Below are 20,465 nucleotides of genomic sequence, written 5' to 3'. Positions count from 1 at the left end.
GATGCGCCCGCCCGCTCCCCAACCCTCTCCCGCAAGCGGGAGAGGGAGTACACAGTCGGGAGCTGGAGGGGCTATCGCCCGGCGCCGCCGCCTACTCCGGCTGCCCCTTTTCCTTGAGCAGGTCCGCCAGGCTCTTCGCCGCCGGCTTCAGCGGCGTGCGGTGCTGCGTCCATCCCATCTGCCGCGCCGGTGTCAGCGCGCGCAGGCGCGTGGCGGCCCAGCGGAACAGCCGGTACGCCGCCGGGTGCGAATAGGCGCCGCTCCAGAAGCGCCATACCAGGTGCTCGCCGCGGCTGTACTTGGCGCCCTGGCCGCGCAGCGGATTGGCCACCGGTTGGTCGGGCGCGCGGTTGGACTCGGTGCGCAGGCGCACCAGCAGCTGCGGGATCGGGATGCGCACCGGGCAGACCTCGCCGCAGGCACCGCACAGGCTCGAGGCGGTGGCCAGGTCGGCGGTGGCGTCCAGCCCCAGCAGGTGGGGCGACAGGATCTTGCCGATCGGGCCCGGGTAGGTGGTGCCGTAGGCGTGGCCGCCGATGCGGGTGTAGACCGGGCAGTGGTTCATGCACGCGCCGCAGCGGATGCATTGCAGCGTGGCGCGCAATTGCGCGTCGGCGTACGCCTGGGTGCGGCCATTGTCGAGCAGCACCAGGTGCACTTCGCGCGGGCCGTCGCGCTCGCCCGTGCGGCGCGGGCCCGAGATCAGGTTGAAGTACGTGGTGATGGCCTGGCCGGTGGCCGAGCGCGTCAGCAGCGTCGACAGCGGCACGATGTGCTCGAGCCTGGCCACCACCTTCTCCATGCCCATGATGGCGATATGCACGTCCGGCACGGTGGTCGACAGCCGGCCGTTGCCCTCGTTCTCCACCAGCCATAGCGTGCCGGTGTCGGCGGCGGCGAAGTTCACGCCGGACAGGCCGATGTCGGCCTCGACAAAGGCCTGGCGCAGCGCGCGCCGGCCGGTCTGGATCAGCGCGTCGACGTCCTCGGTATAAGGCGTGTCGGGGATATGCTCGGTAAACAGCTGCGCGATATCGCCCTTGGTCTTGTGGATCGCCGGCATCACGATATGCGAGGGCTTCTCGCCGGCCAGCTGGACGATGTACTCGCCCATGTCCGATTCGATGCAGTCGACGCCGCGCTCGGCCAGGTAATGGTTCAGCTCGATTTCCTCGCTGGCCATCGACTTGCCCTTGATCACGCGCGTGGCCTGCCTGGCGCTGGCGATGCCGTGGATGATGGCGTTGGCCTCGTCGGCGGTTTCGGCCCAGTGCACCTGCACGCCCGCGGCGGTCAGCTTCTGTTCCAGTTGCACCAGCAGGTCAGGCAGGTTGGCCAGCGCGTGCTGGCGCACCGCCTCGCCGAGGTCGCGCAGGCGTTCGAGTTCGTCGGCGTCGGGGAACTGCGCCAGGCGCTTGCCTTGCAGGAAGTCCATCGCGCCGCGGAAGCTCTGGCGCAGCTTGGGGTCGTCCAGCGCCTCGCGGGCGCGCGCCTTGAACTCTCGCGGCGCAACGAATTGCAGGGTCTGCTGGCTCATCGGGCGGCCTCCGCGGTGTCGGTTTCGATCACGACCCACAGCCGGCGCGGACCATGCGCGCCGTAGGCCAGGGTCTGCTGGATGTCCGAGGTCTTGGACGGGCCGGAGACCAGCACCAGGTTGGTCGGCATGCCATCGGCCCAGCGCTCGGCGCGCGCGGCCATGTGCAGGTCGTCATGCAGCGTCGACGCGCGCACCAGCGCGACATGCAGCGGCGGCACCAGCGATACCGTGCGGGGCGAGCCCGCATCGGGTGCCAGCACCAGCGTGCCGGTGGCGGCGATGCCGGAGCGCGCCACGGTGAAGCCGGCGTCAACGGTGTCGAACAGCTCGGCCTTCCACGCCTCGATTGGGCGGTCGTAGCCGATGGCTTCGATACCGGCCGGCAACGCGGCTGCCAGCGCCGCGCCGGCCGTGGTGGCCGGATCGAGCAGCATGCGCTTCACGCCAGCACTGGCCAGTTCGCCGGCGAGCATCGCCGGCCAGGCGCCGGCGTCGGCGCACCAGACTTCGGCATGCAGGCCTTGCAGCGCGGCCTGCATCGCGGCAACGCGTGCGCCAGGCGTTGGCGCGCCATGGCGGCGCGCTTCGAAATGGCTGTCGATGCGGCGGTCCAGCTCGGTGGTCTGCGGGGAGGGCACGGGTGCGGCGGCGCGCAGCCGGCCGAGCATGCGTTCGCGGGCGCCGGGCGTGCTCATGCGGCACCTCCGCTACGGCGCCACAGGAAGCTGGCGAGGTGCTCCACCCGCAACGGCGCGCGGTCGTGCGCGGCGGTATGGCCGATATTGAGCAGGCAGCCGCAGTCGGCCGAGACCAGGCGGTCGCAGCCGGTGGCGCAGGCCGACGCCACCTTGTCGCGCACCATGGCGCCGGAGATATCGGGATGCTTGAGCGAAAAGGTGCCGCCGAACCCGCAGCATTCGGACTCGCGTTCATGCTCGACGCGGGTCACGCCCGGCAGCGCATCGACCAGCGCCACGCCGTGCTGGCGCGTGCCCATTTCGCGGCGCGCGCCGCACGAGGTATGCAGCACGATGCGCTCCGGCGGCTGGGCCGATGGCGCGGCAGTGCCGAAGTCCACCTTCAGCACGTGCAGCAGGAACTCGCCCAGCTCGTAGACGCGCCCGGCCAGTTCGCGGGCTTTGGGGCCGGCCACCGGATCGTCGGCAAAGAGCTGGGGCCAGTGGTGGCGCATCATGCCGGCACACGAGCCGGACGGCACGATCACCGGCCACGGCTGGCCGAACAGGTCGAGCTGGGCGCGCGCGACCGCACGCGCCGCGTCGGGGTTGCCGCTGCTGTAGGCGGGCTGGCCGCAGCAGCTCTGGCCGCGCGGGAAATGCACGGTCAGGCCTTCGCGCTCGAGCAGCCGCACGGCGTCGAGGCCGGCCTGCGGCACGAACATGTCGACCAGGCAGGTGGCAAACAGGTAGGCCTGCGTGGGGGCAGGGCCGCTGGGGTACTGACGATCCTTCATGTCTCGCTCCACACGTGCTGGGTCGCACGTTTGGGCGCATAATTCCCGCTTCCGCGCGGCGCTTCAAATTGGTTGGACCAATTTGAAGGCGGGCCGCGCACCCTCAGGCACGTTCGGGAGCGAGGACACACGGCATGACGGCAGCCAGGCACGGGCATACTCGCGGACGCGTGGAGTCGGTGATGCGGCGCATCGAGACCGCGCTGCTCGACGGCACCTGGCCGCCCGGCACGCGGCTGCCGGCCGAGCGCGTGCTGGCCGGGCAGTACGCGGTGGCGCGCAACACCGTGCGCGAGGCGATCCAGCGCCTGGCCGCGCGCGGCCTGCTGCAGAGCCGGCGCGGCGCGGGCGTCTATGCCACCGACCAGCTGCGCGCCGGCATTGCCTCGCCGTGGGGCCAGCTGGTGGCGGACCATCCCGCGCTGCGCGAAGACATCCTCGAGTTCCGCCGCGTGCTGGAAGGTGCCACCGCTTACTTCGCGGCGTTGCGCGCGGATGCCGCCGACGTCAGGCGCATGCGCGCGCTGATGGCCGAACTGGAGCGCGCCCGCGCCGCCGACGACAAGCAGGCCGAGGCCGATGCCGACGCGCAGCTGCACGACGCCATCGCGCAGGCCTCGCACAACACCATGTTCCTGCACCTGCATACCAGCGTGATCGGCATGCTGCGCGAGCACATCACCATCAACGGCACCGGCCTGCGCGAACAGGACGAGGGCGCCTCGGACCTGCTGTTGCTGCAGCACCGCACCCTGTGCGATGCCATCTGCGCGCGCCGCCCCGAAGAGGCGCGCACGGCGATGCAGACCCACATCGATTTCGTCCGCAGCCGGGTGGAGCAGGACGGCGGCTGAGACAGGTCCGTTGACCCGTTTTTGGTTCAACCACCGGCCCCGCGTGCCGGCCACGGCATTCAGATCAGGCCGGCGCCGGCGAGTTCGCGCTTCAGGTACGCGTAGAAGATCGGCCCGGCGATCACGCCGGGGATGCCGAACAGCGTTTCCATCAGCAGCATCACCATCAGCAGTTCCCACGCCGCCGCCTGGATGCGCGCGCCGATAATGCGCGCATTGAGGAAGTACTCGAGCTTGTGGATCACCACCAGGAACACCAGCGAGCCCACCGCGATCGGCAGCGACACCGACAGCGAGGCCACCACGATGGCCGTGTTCGAGATCAGGTTGCCCAGCACCGGCAGCAGGCCCGCGACGAAGGTGATCACCACCAGGGTCTTGCTCAGCGGCAGGTGCACGCCGAACAGCGGCAGCACCAGCAGCAGGTAGATCGCGGTCAGCACGGTGTTGATCGTGGAGATCTGGATCTGCGCAAAGATGAACTGCGAGAACGCCTGCTGCAGCGTGCGCGCGCGCGCCACCAGGGCTGCCGCGAGCGGGCGCCGGTTGGGGCGCGCCACGGCGCGGTACAGCGCCACCATTGCGCCGATCACAAGGCCGATCAGGATATGCACCAGCGTGCGCAGCACCTCGGCGCCCAGCTTCTGCGCCATCGCGGCGTGCTCGCGCAGGGTGTCGATCAGTGTGTTGGCGAGTTCGTCGACGCCGTTGGGCAGCGCGTCGCTGACCCACGGCGGCAGCTGCCCGCGCGAGCGGTCGATGATGTCGGCGACGTGGTTGAGCAGGCCGTCCAGGGTATTGCCCTCGCCGCTGACAAAGCGCACCAGCAACCAGCCCGCCAGCGTCAGCCCCAGCAGGATCAGCGCCGACAGGATCGCCACCGCGAGCGCGTCGTGGCGCTGGTGCAGGCGCTTCAGGCGCGGTGCCAGTACGTCCACCAGCGAATACAGCAGCAGCCCCGACAGCAGCGCCGCCACCAGGTTGGCATGCAGCACGGTCCAGAGCGCCAGCGCGGTCAGCAGGTAGGCAACGGTGCCGACGCTGTACCAAGCGGCCGGCGGCAGGCGCGGGGTGACGGTCGGTTCGGGGTCTTTCATCGGTGTCTCCGGCATGCAATTTGCTGAAAAGGAAGTCCTGGATTCTCGCCGATCCAGATGTAATGGCTGCGTCAGGCGCCCGTGCCGCCGCGACCTGGCGCGGATGTTGGCATATCGGCACACGCAAAGGGTGTCTATATTAGGGGGAATCGTGCACGGCCAGCCGTTCGCCGCGCTGTCTTCGCTTGTCGCCAGGTACAGGAACGCAACGCATGGCCTACACCCATACCATCGGCACCCACCGCCACGTCTTTGCCGACCTGCGCACGCTGCTGGCCAGGGCCAGCCCGGCGCGCTCCGGCGACGCGCTCGCCGGCCTTGCCGCGCAAAGCGAACAGGAGCGGATGGCGGCACGGCTGGCGCTGGCCGAGGTGCCGCTGACGCGCTTCCTCAACGAGGCGCTGGTGCCTTATGAAGACGACGAGGTCACGCGCCTGATCCACGACCGCCACGACGCCGCCGCCTTTGCCGCGATCGATGCCACCACCGTGGGCGACCTGCGCAACTGGCTGCTGCGCCACGAGACCGACAGCGCCATGCTGGCGCGGGTGGCGCCCGGCATCACGCCGGAGATGGCGGCGGCGGTCAGCAAGCTGATGCGCAACCAGGACCTGGTCGCGGTGGCGCGCAAGTGCCAGGTGGTCACGCGCTTTCGCAGCACGGTGGGGTTGCCGGGCCGGCTGGCGGTGCGGCTGCAGCCCAACCACCCGACCGACGATCCCAAGGGCATCGCCGCCTCGATCATCGACGGGCTGCTCTATGGCTGCGGCGATGCCACCATCGGCGTCAATCCGGCCTCGGACAACCTCGGCGCGATCGTCTCGCTGCTGCGCATGATCGATGAGCTGCGCAGCCGCTTCGACATCCCCACGCAGTCCTGCGTGCTGACCCATGTCACCAACACGCTGCGCGCGATCGGCCAGGGCGCGCCGGTGGACCTGGTGTTCCAGTCCGTGGCCGGCAGCGAGCGCGCCAATGCCGCCTTCGGCATCAGCCTGTCGCTGCTGGCCGAGGCGCACGACGCGGCGCAGGCGCTGGCGCGCGGGACCGTGGGCGACAACCTGATGTACTTCGAGACCGGGCAGGGCAGCGCGCTGTCGGCCGACGCGCACCATGGCGTCGACCAGCAGACCATGGAGGCGCGCGCCTATGCGGTGGCGCGCGCGTTCTCGCCGCTGCTGGTCAATACCGTGGTCGGCTTTATCGGGCCGGAGTACCTGTACGACGGCAAGCAGATCATCCGCGCCGGGCTGGAAGACCACTTCTGCGGCAAGCTGATGGGCGTGCCGATGGGCTGCGACGTGTGCTACACCAACCATGCCGAGGCCGACCAGGACGACATGGACACGCTGCTGACGCTGTTCGGCGTGGCCGGCATCAACTTCATCATGGGCGTGCCGGGCGCCGACGACATCATGCTGAACTACCAGAGCACCTCGTTCCACGACGCGCTGTACCTGCGCGAAGTGCTGGGGCTGCGCCCCGCGCCGGAATTCGAGGCCTGGCTGCAGCACATGGGCATTGCCGACGGCGCCGGCCGGCTGCTGGAGCCCGCCGCGCGCCAGCCGCTGCTGCAGATGGCCCACAGCTTGTAAGGAGCCGCGATGACCGCCAAACGCCAGGCTCCCGCCATGCCGGATCCCGCCGCGGCCGAAGCTGACCCGTGGCAACGGCTGCGCCGCTTTACGCGGGCGCGCATCGCGCTGGGCCGCACCGGCCACAGCCAGCCCACCGACGCCGTGCTGGCCTTCGGCCTGGCCCACGCGCAGGCGCGCGATGCGGTGCACCTAGCGCTGGAGGTGGGCGCGGTCACCGCGGCGCTGGATGCGGCCGGGCTTGCGCACGCGGCGGTGCACAGTGCGGCGCCGGACCGCGAGCACTACCTGCGGCGCCCCGACCTGGGCCGTCGTCTCGACGAAGCCAGCCGCGCGCGGCTGGATGCCACGCGGCCGCAGCAGGCGCCGGATGTGGTGTTCGTGATTGCCGATGGCCTGTCGGCGCTGGCCACGCAGCGCCATGCGCTGCCGCTGCTCCAGGCGGCGCGCCAGCGCCTGCCGCAGGGCTGGCAGATCGGTCCCGTGGTGGTGGCCGAGCAGTCGCGCGTGGCGCTGGGCGACGAGATCGGCGAGCGCCTGGGCGCGCGCCAGGTGGTGATGCTGATCGGCGAGCGGCCCGGGCTGAGTTCGCCCGACAGCCTCGGCATCTACCTGACCCATGCGCCGCGCGTCGGCCGCACCGATGCCGAGCGCAACTGCATCTCCAACGTGCGCCCGGAAGGGCTGTCCTATGCGCAGGCCGCCGAGCGGCTGGTGTTCCTGCTGCGCGGCGCGGCCGCGCTCGGGCGCTCCGGCGTGGACCTGAAGGACGACAGCGCGCCGGCGTTGCCCGCGGGCGGCGCCGGGCCACCGCCACAGCTGCGCTGAAAACAGCAAACGGCCACCACGCGGGCCGCGACCCGCGTGGTGGCCGTTCCCGTCGCACCGCTTACATCATGCGGCGCGAGAACTGCCCGTGCCCGGCGTCCGACATCAGTTGCTTGAACTGGTCGCCACTCATGTGCACCAGGTCCTGGTGGTCGCCGCCCTCGAAATACACTTCGGGCTGCTGCATCAGGCTGTCGTCCACATAGGTCTGCATGCCGTATGCCATTGCCACCGGCGGAATCGCGCCGAGATCGCAATCCTTGAATATCTCGCGGATCTCGTCCTCGTGCGCCAGTACCAGGTTGCGCCCGGTCTGTTCACAGATGGCGGCCATCTGCAGGTGATGGCTCGAAGGGATCACAGCGGCAACGTAGCCGCGTTCATCCTCCAGCAACAGCGTCTTGGCCAGCCGGTCCCCGGGCACGTGCGCGGCCTCTGCCGTGGCCATGCTGCTCAGGGTGTAGGGGTGGCGGATGATGTCGTAGCGGGTGTTCTTGCTGCTCAGGCAGTTTGCGAGCGTGCTAGCCAGGGCCATGGTTGCTCCTAGGTTCCGGATGCGCCGACGGTTATCCTTGTGCTCCTAATATAGTGCGCCGGCGCCATGACGATGGCCCGCGGCTAGCGGTGCAGCCGCGGCCACACCGCCTGCAGCTCGGTCTTCAGGAAGTTCAGCAGGTAGCGCGTGGCCAGGGTCTGGTAGCGGTTGGGCATGGTCAGCATGTAGAGCTTGCTGCCGAACACGCTGATGCGGTAGTCGGACAGCAGCGGCACCAGCGCGCCGCTGTCCAGTTCCGCGCCGATCGCATAGATCGGAAAGATGCCGACGCCCAGGCCGGCCAGCACCGCCTCTTTCAGGAAGGCGAAATTCTCCGAGCTGAGCGTGGGCTCGAGCACCACTTGTTCGCGTACCTCGTCATCGTTGCCGCCTGCGCGCGAGCCCGATGCCTTGAGCTTCTGCCCGACCGGCGACGCGCACACGATCGCATGCGCCTGCAGCCCGGCCAGTGCCTGCGGCGCCGGGTGGCCGGCAAGGTACGCGGGCGCGGCGCAGACAATCCAGTCGACCGCGCCGATCTCGGTGGCGACTACCGAATCCGGCGGCGTCGAGATGATGCGCAGCGCCACCTCGACGTCCTCGGACACCAGGTTGTGCACGCGGTTGTCGAACACGACATCCAGCGTGATGTCCGGATAGCGCTGCTTGAACCGCACCAGCAGCGGCGACAGCAGCGAATGGCCCAGCCCGGTGGGCACCGACAGCCGCACATGGCCCTGCAGGCTCTTGCCCATGTTGCTGATCAGCGCATTGGCCGCCGCGACCTCGCCCAGGATATTGCGACCGTGCTCGTACAGCCCGGCGCCGACCGGCGTCGGCTCGACATGGCGCGTGGTCCGGCGCAGCAGTTGCACGCCCAGCTCTTCTTCCAGCGCCTTGAGCCGGTAGCTGACATTGGCGCGCGTCATCTTGAGCTTGCGCGCGGCCGCGCTCAGGTTGCCGGCGTCGACGATGTCGACGAACAGGCGCAGGGCGTTCAGGTCCATGGGGTGATCAGAGGAAGACGGGAGCGGTCACAGCCCCCGTATATTGCCATGCCGGCGCAGCCAGCCCGGGTATGCCGCAGTTGCGATACAACCGGCGGCCAGGGGGGACGACGCCGCCAGGCGGTACTGCCACCTGTTCCGTCCCGAGGCATCAAAGCCGCACTGTCACCGTCCGGCGCCGGGCCGCAATGCGTTATTGCGTGCCGTGCGGCTTGCACTGTGCGCGGGTCTGGGCAATGATTCGAGCCGGACCCTCAACTGGCCTTCTGCGCCCCCGTTTGCCATGCACCGCTCGTTGCGCCGATGGCTGTGCCTGCCTTTGTTCTTTGCCGGCGCCAGCGCCTCCGCCCAGGATCTGGTCGAATGCAAGCGGATCGAGCATGACCAGCTCATCATCGCCTCCCAGGAAACCCTGCTGTTCCTGCGCTGCCGCGCGCGCCAGGTCGCGTACGAGGCGCCGCGCCTGAAGGGCGTCTCACAACGCGTCAAGGACGACCTGGTGTTCGCGTGCCTGGACCAGGCCGACGCCGTCGAGCACCAGCTGCGCGTGCGCCACGGCTACTCGCGCGAAGCGCTGGCGCGCCAGCGCTGCGAACTGTCCGGCGCGCTCACCCCCGGCGGCTGAAGCCGGGACGTCGGCTTCAGGCATAGCCGCCATTGGCGCGCAGTACCTGCGCATTGACCCACGCACCGTCCGGCCCCGCCAGGAAGGCCACCGCCGCGGCGATGTCGTCCGGCGTGCCGAGGCGTTCCAGCGGCGCCAGTTTCGCCAGTTTCGCCACCTGCTCCTCTGACTTGCCCTCGAAGAACAGGTCGGTCGCGACCGGCCCCGGCGCCACCGCGTTGACGGTGATGCCGCGGCCGCGCAGCTCGTTGGCCAGCACCCGCACCAGCCCTTCGACGCCGGCCTTGGCCGCGATGTACGGCCCGTAGCCGGGGAAGGCGCGCGCAATCACGCTGGTCGACAGCGCGATGATGCGTCCGCCCTGGCCCAGCCGCGCCGCGGCCTCGCCCAGCACCAGGAAGGCGCCGCGCAGGTTGGTGGCGATGGTCTGGTCGAAGGCGTCGACGCTGGCAGGCGCGACCGGCTTCAGCGTCATGATGCCGGCGCTGTTGACCACCACGTCGAGCCGGCCGAAGGCCTGTTGCGCGGCATCGAACAGGCGCGCCACGTCGGGCGCCAGCGCCACGTCGCCCTGGACGGCGATCGCATTGGCGCCGGCCGCGCGTGCCGCCGCCACGGTCTCTTCGGCGCGGGCGGCGTTGCCGGCATAGCCGATGGCCACGTCAAAGCCGTCGGCGGCAAGCCGCAGGGCGATGGCGCGGCCAATGCCGCGGGAGGCGCCGGTGACGAGCGCGGCACGGCGGGAGGCAGCGGGAAGGGCGGTCATGGCAGTTTCCTGGTCGGGGTGAGAATGACCGCATGATGGATGTTGGCGATCCCTGGATAAATGGTCGAAGGCAAAAAGGATTAGCCAAAATCAATCAACAATCCCCGACGTGATGACTTCGCCTCACCCGCGCCGGATTGGCGCTAATCCCTTGCTGGCGTTGCAGGCTCCGCCTGCGCCGAGCCGGGGCTTGCGTTAAGATCGCTTCCTTCCCAGCCGTTTTTTGGCGCGCCGTTGCGCTGCATTCCGCGTCTTGCCATGAGCAATCTGAACCAGCAATCCATCCTTTCCGTCCATCACTGGACCGACACCCTTTTCAGCTTCACCTGCACGCGCGACCCCGGTTTCCGCTTTGAAAACGGCCAGTTCGCCATGGTCGGCCTGGAAGTGAATGGCCGCCCGCTGCTGCGCGCCTACAGCATCGCCAGCGCCAACTATGAAGAGACGCTGGAATTCTTCAGCATCAAGGTGCCCGACGGCCCGCTGACCTCGCGCCTGCAGCACCTGCGCGAAGGCGACCAGATCTATGTCGGCAAGAAGCCGACCGGCACGCTGCTGGTGGACAACCTGCTGCCCGGCAAGACCCTGTGGCTGCTGGCGACCGGCACCGGCCTGGCGCCGTTCCTGTCGATCATCCGCGACCCGGAAGTCTACGAGCGCTACGACAGGGTCGTGCTGACCCACACCTGCCGCTTTGTCGAAGAGCTGGCCTACCGCGAACTGATCCAGGAACACCTGCCGCAGCACGAGCACCTGGGCGAACTGGTGCGCGAGAAGCTGGTGTATTTCCCGACCGTGACGCGCGAAGAGTTCGACAACCGCGGCCGCATCACCGACCTGATCGCCTCGGGCGAGCTGTTCGAGCGCCTGGACATGGCGCCGTTCTCGACCGAGAACGACCGCATCATGCTGTGCGGCAGCCCGGATATGCTGAAGGACGTGCGCGCCATCCTGGAAGCGCGCGGCTTTGCCGAAGGCAATATGAGCCACCCCGGTCATTTCGTGCTGGAAAAGGCCTTCGTCGGCTGAGTCCGGCCCGCCCCGGCGCGGATCGGTTCCGCGCCGGGCGCCTTGGTTGTAACCCCGCGCGCGCTACACCTCGCGCGTCATTCCCTTCAGGTCGATCCACTCGGCAAACTGCGCCTCGGTGACATGCCCCGATGCGATCGCCGCCTCGCGCAGCGACAGGTTGCGCTTGACCGCCAGCTTGGCGATTTCCGCCGCGCGGTCATAGCCGATATGCGGATTGAGCGCGGTCACCGGCATCAGCGAGCGCTCCAGCAGTTCGGCGATGCGCTCGCGGTCGGCCTCGACCCCCTCGACCATATGCTCGGCAAAGCTCGAAGCCGCGCCCGCCAGCAGGCTCACCGACTGCAGCAGGCTGTAGATGATCACCGGCTTGTAGGCGTTCAGCTCCAGCGTGCCGAGCCCGTTCGCCAGCGTGACCGTGGTGTGGTTGCCGATCACGCGGCAGCACACCATGGCCAGCGCCTCGGCCTGGGTCGGGTTGACCTTGCCCGGCATGATCGACGAGCCTGGCTCGTTGGCCGGCAGCACCAGTTCGGCAAAGCCGGCGCGCGGCCCGGATCCCAGCAGCATGAAGTCGCGCGCGATCTTCAGGAATGACGATGCGGTGGTGTTGAGCGCGCCCGACAGGTCGGCCAGCGCATCGTGCGCGGCCTGCAGCGCATAGCGGTTGGGCGCGGGCTCGAACGGCAGGCCGGTGTAGTCGGCCAGCGCGCGCGCAAAGGCGGCGGCAAAGCCGTGCGGCGCGTTCAGGCCGGTGCCCACCGCGGTGCCGCCCTGCGCCACCGGCATCGCGCGCAGCATGGCCTGCTGCAGGCGCGACTGCGCATCGGCCACCTGCGCCATGTAGCCGGAGAACTCCTGCCCCAGCGTCAGCGGCACCGCGTCCTGCAGGTGGGTGCGGCCGACCTTGACGATATCGGCAAAGGCTTCGACCTTGCGCGCGAAGGTTTGCTGCAACTGCTCCAGCGCGGGCAGCAGCTGCTGCTGGATCGCCCGCGTGGCGGCGATGTGCATCGCGGTCGGGAAGCTGTCGTTGGACGACTGGCTGGCGTTGACGTGGTCGTTGGGATGGACCGGGGTCTTGCTGCCGACCTCGCCGCCCAGCAACTGGATGGCGCGGTTGGCGATGACCTCGTTCAGGTTCATGTTGGTCTGCGTGCCCGAGCCGGTCTGCCAGACCGACAGCGGGAACTCGTCGGGCCAGCGGCCCTCGATGACCTCGTCGGCGGCCTGCTCGATGGCATGCGCCAGTTCGGGCCGGAGCACGCCCAGTTCGCCGTTGGCGCGGGCCGCGCACAGCTTCAGGATGGCAAAGGCCTCGATCAGCGCGGGCGGCATCTTCTCGGTGCCGATGCGGAAGTTCTGGCGCGAGCGTTCGGTCTGCGCTCCCCACAGATGGTCGGCGGGCACGGGCACGTCGCCCAGGCTGTCTTTTTCGATGCGGGTGGCGGCGGTGGACGGGTCTGGCATGGGCTGGCTCCTTGGCAAGGCGGCGGACGGCTGGGCCGGGGGGCGTGTTGCGGTCCATTAGAATACCGCTTCGCCATGGCGGGTGCCTGCGCTCCGCCGTCTTGCCGGGTTGCCGGCGTTCGCGACCTCTTCCCGCCGCATGCTCATCGCCCAGCTCAAATCCTTCTTCATGGTGGCCCGCATCGGCAGCGTCACGCAGGCGGCCAAGCGCCTGGGCCTGTCGCAGCCCACTATCACCGCGCAGATCCGCGCGCTGGAAGAGGCCTACGGGGTCGAGCTGTTCCATCGCGGCGGGCGCCGGCTGGCGCTGTCCGACGCCGGGCTGGCGCTGCTGCCGCGGGTCGAGGCGCTGGTGCAGCAGGAAACCGAGATCGACTTCTTCCTGCGCCATTCGGGCGACCTGCGCACCGGCAGCCTGCGCGTCGGGGCCACCGCCCCTTACTACGTGCTGGAACTGATCCGCCGCTTCAGCGAGCGTTTTCCGGCGATCGACGTGAGCGTGGTCACCGGCAACTCGCAGGAGGTGCTGGAGGCGCTGCAGGAATACCGCGTCGACCTCGCCACCTCGTCGCAGCGCGTCGACGATGCGCGCCTGTCGCGCATGCTGCTGGGGGTGGATCCGCTGATGCTGGTGGTGCACCGCACCCATGCGCTGGCCGGGCATACCGAAGTGCCGGTGAGCGCGCTGGCGGGTTGCCGGCTGCTGATGCGCGAACTGGGGTCGACCACGCGCATCGCCACCGAAGACATGCTGGCCCGGGCGCGCGTCAGCCCCGCCGCGCAGATGGAAATCGGCAGCCGCGAATCGATCCGCGAAGCGGTGATCCGCAACCTGGGCGTCTCGGTGATCGCCCGGCACGAGGTGCCCAGCCATCCTGACCTGCGCGTGCTGGGTTTTACCGATGCCGCGCCGTGCCTGCACGAATACCTGTATTGCCTGCGCGAGCGGCGCGGCGCGCGGCTGATCGATGCCTTCGCCGCGCTGGCGGACGCGCCGCCGCAGCAGGCGAGCGGCGCGGCCGACTGAGTCCGCTGGCGCTACGCCGTCATCTTCAGGCACTGCTCCATGCAGACGGCGCAGGCGCGCGCGCATTCCTGGCAGTGCTCGGCATCATGGCGCTCGCATTCCTCCTTGCACCACTTGCAGACCTCGGCGCAGTCCTCGCACACCAGCGGCGCGAACTCGCTGTTGCGCAGCATGTAGGACGAGGCCAGCTGGGCGATGCCGGCGCAATCCATGTCCAGCGCAATGCAGCGCGCCATCTTGCGCACGTCCTGTTCTTCCAGGCACGCGGCCGCGCACTTGAGGGCGGCAGCCGCCGCGGCATTGCAGGCGGCAATGCAGTCGGCGTAGCGGGCGGCGTTTTCCTGCACGGTGGGTCGGATCATGGAACGTCCTCCTTCGGGGGTAGGTGGATGGAACCGGCATGCCCGCGGTGCGGCAGGCGGCGCAACCGCGCCCGCACGGGGCATCGTTATCCACAATAGCAGGCGCTGCAGCTTCCTGTCGGCCCGGTATTTGCAGCGCCGCGCTGGTTACAATGCCATGTAGGCGCGGCAGGCAGGCGCCGGCACGCAGGCATCGCGGCCGTCACCTGCGCCACGGTCCGGGGCACCACCGGCCCGGATTGCGCATCTAACAGGCACGGCACCGGCCAGAGCGGCCGGCCGCTGCAAACACACACACCGGCAGCACGGGGAAGGAAAGACATCATGGGCGAGGCAAAACGGCGGGGAACCCCCGAGGAGCGTGCGGCACAGGCACGCGCAAAGATCGAGGCCTTGCGCCCCGCCCAACTAGTTTGTGGGCACTGCAAGACCGCCTTCGCGCAGTTCGACGCGCTCGACGTGCCGGGCCTGCCCGGCATCGACGCGGTGTTCGGCGGCGAATGTCCGAACTGCGGCAACGACGTGGTGGTGTTCAAGGGCGCGCCCGAGGCCGTCGCCCAGGCCATGATCGCCTGGGAAAAGATGCTCGGCGCCGACGCCCAGCTCGGCTACCAGTCGAGCGACGGCCGCCACGTGCCGTTCGAGCCCGAGGGCGCGGAAGGCGCGATGCCGGACAAGCCCGCGGGCACGCTTCACTGAGCCGGGGAAGGCCCCGCGTGCTGCGGGATGGGTTCGTCCGCCAGTTCGGGCGGGCCGATCTCGTAGCGGCCGCGGCCGGCGCCCTTGGCGCGGTATAGCAGCACGTCCGCGAGCCGCATCAGCTCGTGGTCCTGCGCGGGGCCGCCGCGGTACAGCGCCACGCCGATGCTGACATCGACGTCGGCGCGCACGCCCTCGAAGCTGAAGGGAACGTCCATCGCCTGCAGGACCGCTTGCGCAACCCGGCGCGCGGCAGCGGGCTGCGGCAGGTCTTCCAGCACCACGGCGAACTCGTCGCCGCCCAGCCGGGCCACGGTATCGCTGTCGCGCACGCAGCGGCGCACGCGCTGCGCGAAGTCCTGCAGCAGCAGGTCGCCGGCGGCGTGGCCGTGGATATCGTTGACCGCCTTGAAGCGGTCCATGTCGAGATACAGCAGCGCCATCAGCGCGCCGTGTTCGCGGCTGCGCGCCATGGCCGCGTGCAGCTGGCCTTCGAAGGCGCTGCGGTTGAGCAGCTGGGTCAGGTGGTCGGTGCGCGATATGCGCGCCAGGCGCTGCGTTTCGAGCTTGCGCTGCGTGATGTCCTGCACGTGGACATGCACGCCCACGACTTCGCTGCCGTCGACGCTCCATTCCGGGCGCAGGCTGGTTTCCATGCAGTGGTAGTCGGGGCTCTCGTCCTCGGTTTCGAAGGTCACCGCGCTGCCGTCCAGCGCGCGTTCCAGGAACGGCCGCACGCGCGCGAAACGGGCTTCGCCGAGCACCTCGCGCATCGGCTTGCCGCGCAGCTCTTCCGGCTTCAGGCCGAACACCCGCTCGTAGGCGAGATTGTTGAACACATAGCGCGCTTCGGTATCGACGAAGGCCAGCAGCGACGGCAGCGTGTCGGTCACGGCGCGCAGCCGCCGTTCGCTGCGGTCCAGCGCCTGGCGGCGCTCGCGCACGTCGCGCATCAGCTTGATGAAAGCGCGGGTCAGGTCGCCGATCTCGTCGCGCTGCTGGCGCGTGGGCAGCCGCTCGAACGCCGACAGGTCGTTGGCGCTGGCCAGCACCACCCGGTGCAGGCGCGACAGCGGCGTCAGCTGGCGCCGCACCGCCAGCCAGATCAAAAGCGCCACGCCTGCCATCGCCACCCCCGCCATGCCGAGGAAGCGCTGCTGCATCTGGCGCAGCGGGGCGTAGGCCTCGCGCGCCGGCAGCAATGCCACCAGTTCCCAGCCGGTGGTCGACATCAGGTGGCGCGCAATCACCGGCCGTGCCGGGGTGAGGAATTCCATCGGCGCGGGGCTGTCGTCCTCGCCGCAGGTGTCGGCCACGGGCCGTGCCGGCTGGCGCGCCTGGGCGGGGTCGGGATGGCGCACGTAGACCGGCTCGCGGCCGGCCGATACCAGGCAGTAGTAGCCGGTGGTGCCGAGCCGGTTGTGCAGGATGTCGACCAGGAAGTTGGCGCTGGACAGGTCCAGCCACCCGGCCACCAGGCCCAGGAAGGCGCGCTGCGGCGACAGCACCGGCACCGCCACCAGCACGCCCATCTGGCCGCTGGTGCGCGAGCGGATCGGCGGCGATACCACCGGGGCCAGCGTGCGCGCCGCCTCGCGGAAGTAGGCGCGGTCGCTTACTTCGGCGCCGGCGCCCTGGTCGCTGAGGACATTGCCGTGCCGGTCGGCGACCAGCAGCGCGTTGAATGCAGCCGGCACCGGGATCGCGGCGGACAGCGCCTGCAGCGCGCGCTGCCGCGCCGCAGCAGCGTGCGCGCCGTGCGCCTGCGCCATCAGGCCGTCGAGCTGGCCGGCCTGGTGCGCCAGCAGCTGGATACGATCGTTCATGGCCGTGTCGAGCTGGTTGGCGGTCAGCTTGACCACGGAGTCCTGCTGGCCCTCGAGCGCATCGTGCAGATCGCTGTGCGCGTCATACAGGGCGATCAGCACGATGCCGGTACCGAACACCGCGGCCAGCACGGTGGTGATGATCGCAATGCGCGCTTTCAGCGTGGGCGTGTAGACGTGCATGTCGGGTGCAGTGGGGGCGCAAGGCGGGCGAGGTGATCGCAGGCTTGTCGCAAACTGCAGGTCGAGTCTCGGGTATAACCCTAGCATACCCCGCCGCAGTGGGGCATCCGGCATTTCCCCGCTGCCGGCGCCATGCCGCGGCGGGGCTGTGCGCACTGCCTGCGCCACGGTATAGTCCCCCGCTAAGGCGAGGGCTGGCCGCGTGGCGGCATGCCTGCGCAGGGGCGGTGCCCCTGCCGCATGCCCGAACCCACCGACCATGAGACTGACTTCGCTTTCTCCCGCCCTGTTGTCATTGCTGGTCGCTGCCGGCGGCGCGATGCTGACGGCGGGGGCCTGGCGGCAGGCCGACCGGCTCGAGCGCCGCGCCGCCCAGCAGCACTTCGATGCGCTGCTGACGCAGGCCGGCAGCGCGCTGCGCGAGCGCATGCTGGAGAACGAACGGCTGCTGCGCGGCGTGGCCGCGGTGATGACGGCCAATCCCGGCACCTCGCGCGCGCAATGGCGCAACTACCTCTATACCGCGCAGCGTGACGACCTGCCGGCCGGCACCCAGGCCATCGGCTACGCGCCGCTCGCCACGCCGCAGCAGGCACCGCGGCTGGTGCAGACTGCCCGCGCCGACGGCCTTGCCGACTACACCATCTATCCCGCCGGCGCGCGCGAGCTGTACGCGCCCATCCTCTACATCGATCCGCTGGACGGGCGCAGCATGCGCGTCGCGGGTTTCGACATGCTCTCCGAGCCCACCCGCCGGGCCGCGCTCGAGGCCGCGCGCGACAGCGGCGAGCCGCGCCTGAGCGCCGGCCTGGATCCGCTCGGCGAGCCCGAGACCGTGGCGCACCAGCGCGGCGCGCTGGTATTCCTGCCGGTCTATGGCGGCGGTGCTCCGCTCAGCACGGTGGCGCAGCGGCGCGAGGCCGTGCTGGGCTACGTCTACCTGTCATTGCGGCTGGGCGACCTGATGCGCGCGGTCGGGGCCTCGGCGTCGAACGAGCTCGAGCTGTCGCTGCACGAGGGCGGCCCCAACGGCGCCCGGCTGTCGGGTGGCCCCACCGAAGGCGAACTGCGCGAAGACGGCAGCGCCCCGCTGCTGCGGAGCGAGCGCCAGTTCCACTATGGCGGCCGCAGCTGGACGCTGCGCGCCGCGACCCGTCCCGCCTTCGAAGCCGCGCATGGGCCCCGGCCCGCTTTCCTGGTCCCGGCCGCGGGTGCGCTGGCGACATTGCTGCTGGCGTGGCTGACCCATGCGCTGGCGCGCCAGGGCCGCGCCGCGCGCCTGCGCGAGGCGCGGGCCATGGACGCCAGGGAAGACGACAGCGCCATGCTGCAGGCCTGTCTGGCGCAATCCGCCGATGGCTTCGTCGTGACCGACGCCCGGGGCGTGGTGGTGCGCGCCAGCGAGCGCGCCGGGCAATTGCTGGGCACCGATGCCAGGCGCCTGGCCGGACGCAGGCTGGACGCGCTGATTCCCGGTGCTACCGACGTGGTGCCTGCCGACACCGCGGCGGGTTCCGCGATCCAACGCGAACTGGCGGGCGTGCGTGCCGACGGCGACAGCTTTGCGCTGCGCGTCAGCGTCGCGCCCCTGCCCGCGGGCGACGGCGCCGCGCCGCACTGGCTGTGGGCGCTCACCGACCTCGCGCCCGAGCGTCGCGCGCAGGACGCCGCCGCGGTGCAGGCCGCGCGCTATGCCGGCCTGCTCGACCACGCCGCCTTCTGCGTCATCACCTTCGACGAGCATGGCCTGATCACCGGCATCAACGCGGCCGGCCAGCGCATGCTGTGGTACAGCAGCGCCGAGCTGGTCGGCCACATGCCCATGACCGGCCTGCATGTCGCCACTGAACTGGCCGACCACGCACGCGCGCTCGGCGCCGAGCTGGGCGCGCCGGTGCCGCCGGGGCTGCCCGCGCTGGTGGCCAAGCCGCGGCTGGGGCTGACCGATGAACGCGAATGGACCTGGGTGCGCAAGGGCGGCTCGCGCATGCCGGTGCGGCTGGCGGTGTCGGCGTTGCCGGCGCCCGCGTCGCCAGTGAATTCAGGCGCCATGCCGTCGCCCGGCTACCAGGCGATCGGCTATGACCTGACCGAGCGCCTGCGCGTGGACGAGTACATCCGCCACCTGGCACTGCACGATCCGCTCACCGGCCTGCCCAACCGCGCCGAGCTGAGCGAGCGCGCCCAGGCCTTGCTGCTGCACGCGCGCACCCGCGGCGAGCGCGTGGCGCTGCTGCTGCTCGACCTGGACCACTTCAAGCGCATCAACGATTCGCTCGGCCACCCGGTGGGCGACGACGTGCTGCGCACCATGGCCGACCGCATCAAGGGCACGGTGCGCCAGGGCGACCTGGTCGCGCGCATGGGCGGCGACGAGTTCGGCGTGGTGCTGGGCGGCCTGCGCCACGACAGCGAAGCCGAACTGATCGCCGCCAAGATCCAGGCACGCGTCAATGAAGAGCTGCTGGCCGGCGGCCAGCGGCTGCGCGTGACGCCGTCGATCGGCATGGCGGTCTTCCCCGACGACGGCGACACGCTGACCGAACTGCTCAAGTCCGCCGACTCCGCCGTCTACGCTGCCAAGCAGGGTGGGCGCGCACGCCTGTGCCGCTTTGCCAGCGCGATGGCCGAGGCCTCGCTGACGCGCTTCACCATCGAAGGGCTGCTGCGGCGCGCGCTGGCCGGCAACGAATTCCGGCTGCGCTATCAACCGATCGTCGATACCGCCACGCTGACCATTCCCGGGGTCGAGGCGCTGATCACGTGGGAGACCGCGGAGCGCGGCGTGATGCAGCCGGCCGAGTTCATTCCCATTGCCGAGCAGAGCGGCCTGGTGGTGCCACTGGGCGAATGGGCCTTGGCCACCGCCTGCCGCGAGATCCAGGCCTTGCGCAAGGAACTGGGCCGCGAGCTCGAGGTGGCGGTCAATATCTCGCCGCTGCAACTGCGCCAGGCCAGCTTCCCCGATACCGTGGCGCGCTGCCTGCAGCAGGCGGGCCTGCCGCCGCAGGGGCTGGTGATCGAAGTCACCGAAGGCGTCCTGGTCGATGGCGGCGAGACCACCATCGAAACCTTCCGCCGCCTGCGCGAGCTGGGCGTGGGGTTGTCGATCGACGATTTCGGCACCGGCTATTCCGGGCTCAACTACCTGACCCGCTTGCCGATCAGCCGGCTCAAGATCGACAAGTCCTTCGTCGACGGCGTGGCCACGCCGGGCCACGACCAGGCCGTGGCCGCGGCCATCATCGCGCTGGGCCACCAGCTGCATCTCAAGGTGATCGCCGAAGGGGTGGAAACCGCCGCGCAGTTTGCCTTCCTGCGCGCACAGGGATGCGACGGGCTGCAGGGCTTCCTGTTCAGCCAGGGCGTGCCGCAGCAGGCGCTGCGCGATGTGCTGCGCAAGCCGCTGCCGGTGCCGGACACAGACTGCATGTCCCCGGCCTCCACCCCGCAACAGGCCTGACTCGCGCGGCGCGCGCCGCATCCCAAATCCCCCGATACCTCCATCGAAATACTTTGCCGATCTGCCATATGGCTGGCATCTGCGC

The 20,465-nt window shown here is 70.1% G+C and carries 18 protein-coding genes; 8 read left to right on the top strand and 10 right to left on the bottom strand.

Annotation, left to right across the window (positions count from 1 at the left end):
• Positions 1 to 91: 91 nt before the first annotated feature.
• The 3 genes from FHX60_RS22850 to FHX60_RS22840 are packed head-to-tail and all read right to left on the bottom strand — an operon-like array spanning position 92 to position 3,014.
• Positions 92 to 1,537 (bottom strand): LutB/LldF family L-lactate oxidation iron-sulfur protein, encoded by a 1,446-nt coding sequence (locus FHX60_RS22850; RefSeq protein ID WP_183284723.1) that lies wholly within the window; start codon positions 1,535 to 1,537, stop codon positions 92 to 94.
• The gene (locus FHX60_RS22845; RefSeq protein WP_183284722.1) at positions 1,534 to 2,235 is read right to left on the bottom strand and encodes a LutC/YkgG family protein; all 702 of its coding nucleotides are present in this window, start codon (positions 2,233 to 2,235) and stop codon (positions 1,534 to 1,536) included. Before FHX60_RS22845 ends, FHX60_RS22850 begins: the two co-directional genes overlap by 4 nt.
• On the bottom strand, positions 2,232 to 3,014 hold the full coding sequence (locus FHX60_RS22840; protein WP_183284721.1) for a (Fe-S)-binding protein: 783 nt from the start codon (positions 3,012 to 3,014) through the stop codon (positions 2,232 to 2,234). Before FHX60_RS22840 ends, FHX60_RS22845 begins: the two co-directional genes overlap by 4 nt.
• A 134-nt stretch (positions 3,015 to 3,148) precedes the next feature.
• On the opposite strand from FHX60_RS22840, the gene FHX60_RS22835 reads away from it, so the two are divergent.
• The gene (locus tag FHX60_RS22835; protein ID WP_181487054.1) at positions 3,149 to 3,868 is read left to right on the top strand and encodes a FadR/GntR family transcriptional regulator; all 720 of its coding nucleotides are present in this window, start codon (positions 3,149 to 3,151) and stop codon (positions 3,866 to 3,868) included.
• A gap of 59 nt (positions 3,869 to 3,927) precedes the next feature.
• Here FHX60_RS22835 and FHX60_RS22830 read toward each other — a convergent pair whose 3' ends face one another.
• Positions 3,928 to 4,965 carry an AI-2E family transporter gene (locus FHX60_RS22830; RefSeq protein ID WP_092314787.1) on the bottom strand — a complete coding sequence of 346 codons (1,038 nt, stop codon included), beginning with the start codon at positions 4,963 to 4,965 and terminating at the stop codon, positions 3,928 to 3,930.
• A 212-nt stretch (positions 4,966 to 5,177) separates the two neighbouring features.
• Between FHX60_RS22830 and FHX60_RS22825 the strand changes: the two genes are divergently transcribed.
• Positions 5,178 to 6,560: an ethanolamine ammonia-lyase subunit EutB gene (locus FHX60_RS22825; RefSeq protein WP_112776278.1), complete on the top strand. Its 1,383-nt coding sequence runs from the start codon at positions 5,178 to 5,180 to the stop codon at positions 6,558 to 6,560.
• Between the two features lie 9 nt (positions 6,561 to 6,569).
• Positions 6,570 to 7,388 (top strand): ethanolamine ammonia-lyase subunit EutC, encoded by an 819-nt coding sequence (gene eutC / locus FHX60_RS22820; RefSeq protein WP_183284720.1) that lies wholly within the window; start codon positions 6,570 to 6,572, stop codon positions 7,386 to 7,388.
• 61 nt (positions 7,389 to 7,449) lie between these two features.
• Here the strand turns inward: eutC and FHX60_RS22815 are convergent, their stop codons facing one another.
• Positions 7,450 to 7,923 (bottom strand): aminoacyl-tRNA deacylase, encoded by a 474-nt coding sequence (locus tag FHX60_RS22815; protein WP_012354949.1) that lies wholly within the window; start codon positions 7,921 to 7,923, stop codon positions 7,450 to 7,452.
• A gap of 83 nt (positions 7,924 to 8,006) precedes the next feature.
• Positions 8,007 to 8,930: a LysR family transcriptional regulator gene (locus FHX60_RS22810; RefSeq protein WP_116602232.1), complete on the bottom strand. Its 924-nt coding sequence runs from the start codon at positions 8,928 to 8,930 to the stop codon at positions 8,007 to 8,009.
• A gap of 283 nt (positions 8,931 to 9,213) precedes the next feature.
• On the opposite strand from FHX60_RS22810, the gene FHX60_RS22805 reads away from it, so the two are divergent.
• The gene (locus FHX60_RS22805; RefSeq protein WP_092314779.1) at positions 9,214 to 9,555 is read left to right on the top strand and encodes a hypothetical protein; all 342 of its coding nucleotides are present in this window, start codon (positions 9,214 to 9,216) and stop codon (positions 9,553 to 9,555) included.
• A gap of 16 nt (positions 9,556 to 9,571) precedes the next feature.
• On the opposite strand, the gene FHX60_RS22800 is transcribed toward FHX60_RS22805, so the two are convergent.
• Complete coding sequence (locus tag FHX60_RS22800; protein WP_183284719.1) at positions 9,572 to 10,321, bottom strand: SDR family oxidoreductase; 750 nt, start codon at positions 10,319 to 10,321, stop codon at positions 9,572 to 9,574.
• A gap of 258 nt (positions 10,322 to 10,579) precedes the next feature.
• Here FHX60_RS22800 and FHX60_RS22795 point away from each other — a divergent pair, with 258 nt between their 5' ends.
• Complete coding sequence (locus tag FHX60_RS22795; protein ID WP_112776282.1) at positions 10,580 to 11,350, top strand: ferredoxin--NADP reductase; 771 nt, start codon at positions 10,580 to 10,582, stop codon at positions 11,348 to 11,350.
• A 63-nt stretch (positions 11,351 to 11,413) separates the two neighbouring features.
• Here the strand turns inward: FHX60_RS22795 and fumC are convergent, their stop codons facing one another.
• Complete coding sequence (fumC, locus tag FHX60_RS22790) at positions 11,414 to 12,820, bottom strand: class II fumarate hydratase (protein ID WP_092314773.1); 1,407 nt, start codon at positions 12,818 to 12,820, stop codon at positions 11,414 to 11,416.
• Positions 12,821 to 12,959: 139 nt separating this feature from the next.
• Between fumC and FHX60_RS22785 the strand changes: the two genes are divergently transcribed.
• Positions 12,960 to 13,847: a LysR family transcriptional regulator gene (locus tag FHX60_RS22785; RefSeq protein WP_112776283.1), complete on the top strand. Its 888-nt coding sequence runs from the start codon at positions 12,960 to 12,962 to the stop codon at positions 13,845 to 13,847.
• An 11-nt stretch (positions 13,848 to 13,858) separates the two neighbouring features.
• Here FHX60_RS22785 and FHX60_RS22780 read toward each other — a convergent pair whose 3' ends face one another.
• Entirely contained in the window at positions 13,859 to 14,209 is a 351-nt protein-coding gene (locus tag FHX60_RS22780; protein WP_112776284.1) for a four-helix bundle copper-binding protein, read from the bottom strand.
• 324 nt (positions 14,210 to 14,533) lie between these two features.
• On the opposite strand from FHX60_RS22780, the gene FHX60_RS22775 reads away from it, so the two are divergent.
• Positions 14,534 to 14,908, top strand: coding sequence for a hypothetical protein (locus FHX60_RS22775; protein WP_092314769.1), 375 nt, complete (start codon positions 14,534 to 14,536; stop codon positions 14,906 to 14,908).
• Here FHX60_RS22775 and FHX60_RS22770 read toward each other — a convergent pair.
• The gene (locus FHX60_RS22770; protein WP_183284718.1) at positions 14,902 to 16,917 is read right to left on the bottom strand and encodes a sensor domain-containing diguanylate cyclase; all 2,016 of its coding nucleotides are present in this window, start codon (positions 16,915 to 16,917) and stop codon (positions 14,902 to 14,904) included. The two genes, FHX60_RS22775 and FHX60_RS22770, sit on opposite strands and share 7 nt — an antisense overlap.
• 259 nt (positions 16,918 to 17,176) lie before the next feature.
• Here FHX60_RS22770 and FHX60_RS22765 point away from each other — a divergent pair, with 259 nt between their 5' ends.
• Positions 17,177 to 20,380: a bifunctional diguanylate cyclase/phosphodiesterase gene (locus FHX60_RS22765; RefSeq protein WP_183284717.1), complete on the top strand. Its 3,204-nt coding sequence runs from the start codon at positions 17,177 to 17,179 to the stop codon at positions 20,378 to 20,380.
• Positions 20,381 to 20,465: the final 85 nt, after the last annotated feature.

Origin of the sequence: Cupriavidus alkaliphilus (assembly GCF_014191175.1) — a bacterium.
Taxonomy (GTDB): domain Bacteria; phylum Pseudomonadota; class Gammaproteobacteria; order Burkholderiales; family Burkholderiaceae; genus Cupriavidus; species Cupriavidus alkaliphilus.
Note: the sequence above shows the minus strand (reverse complement) of the source record. Positions and strands in the feature narration are given on the sequence as shown.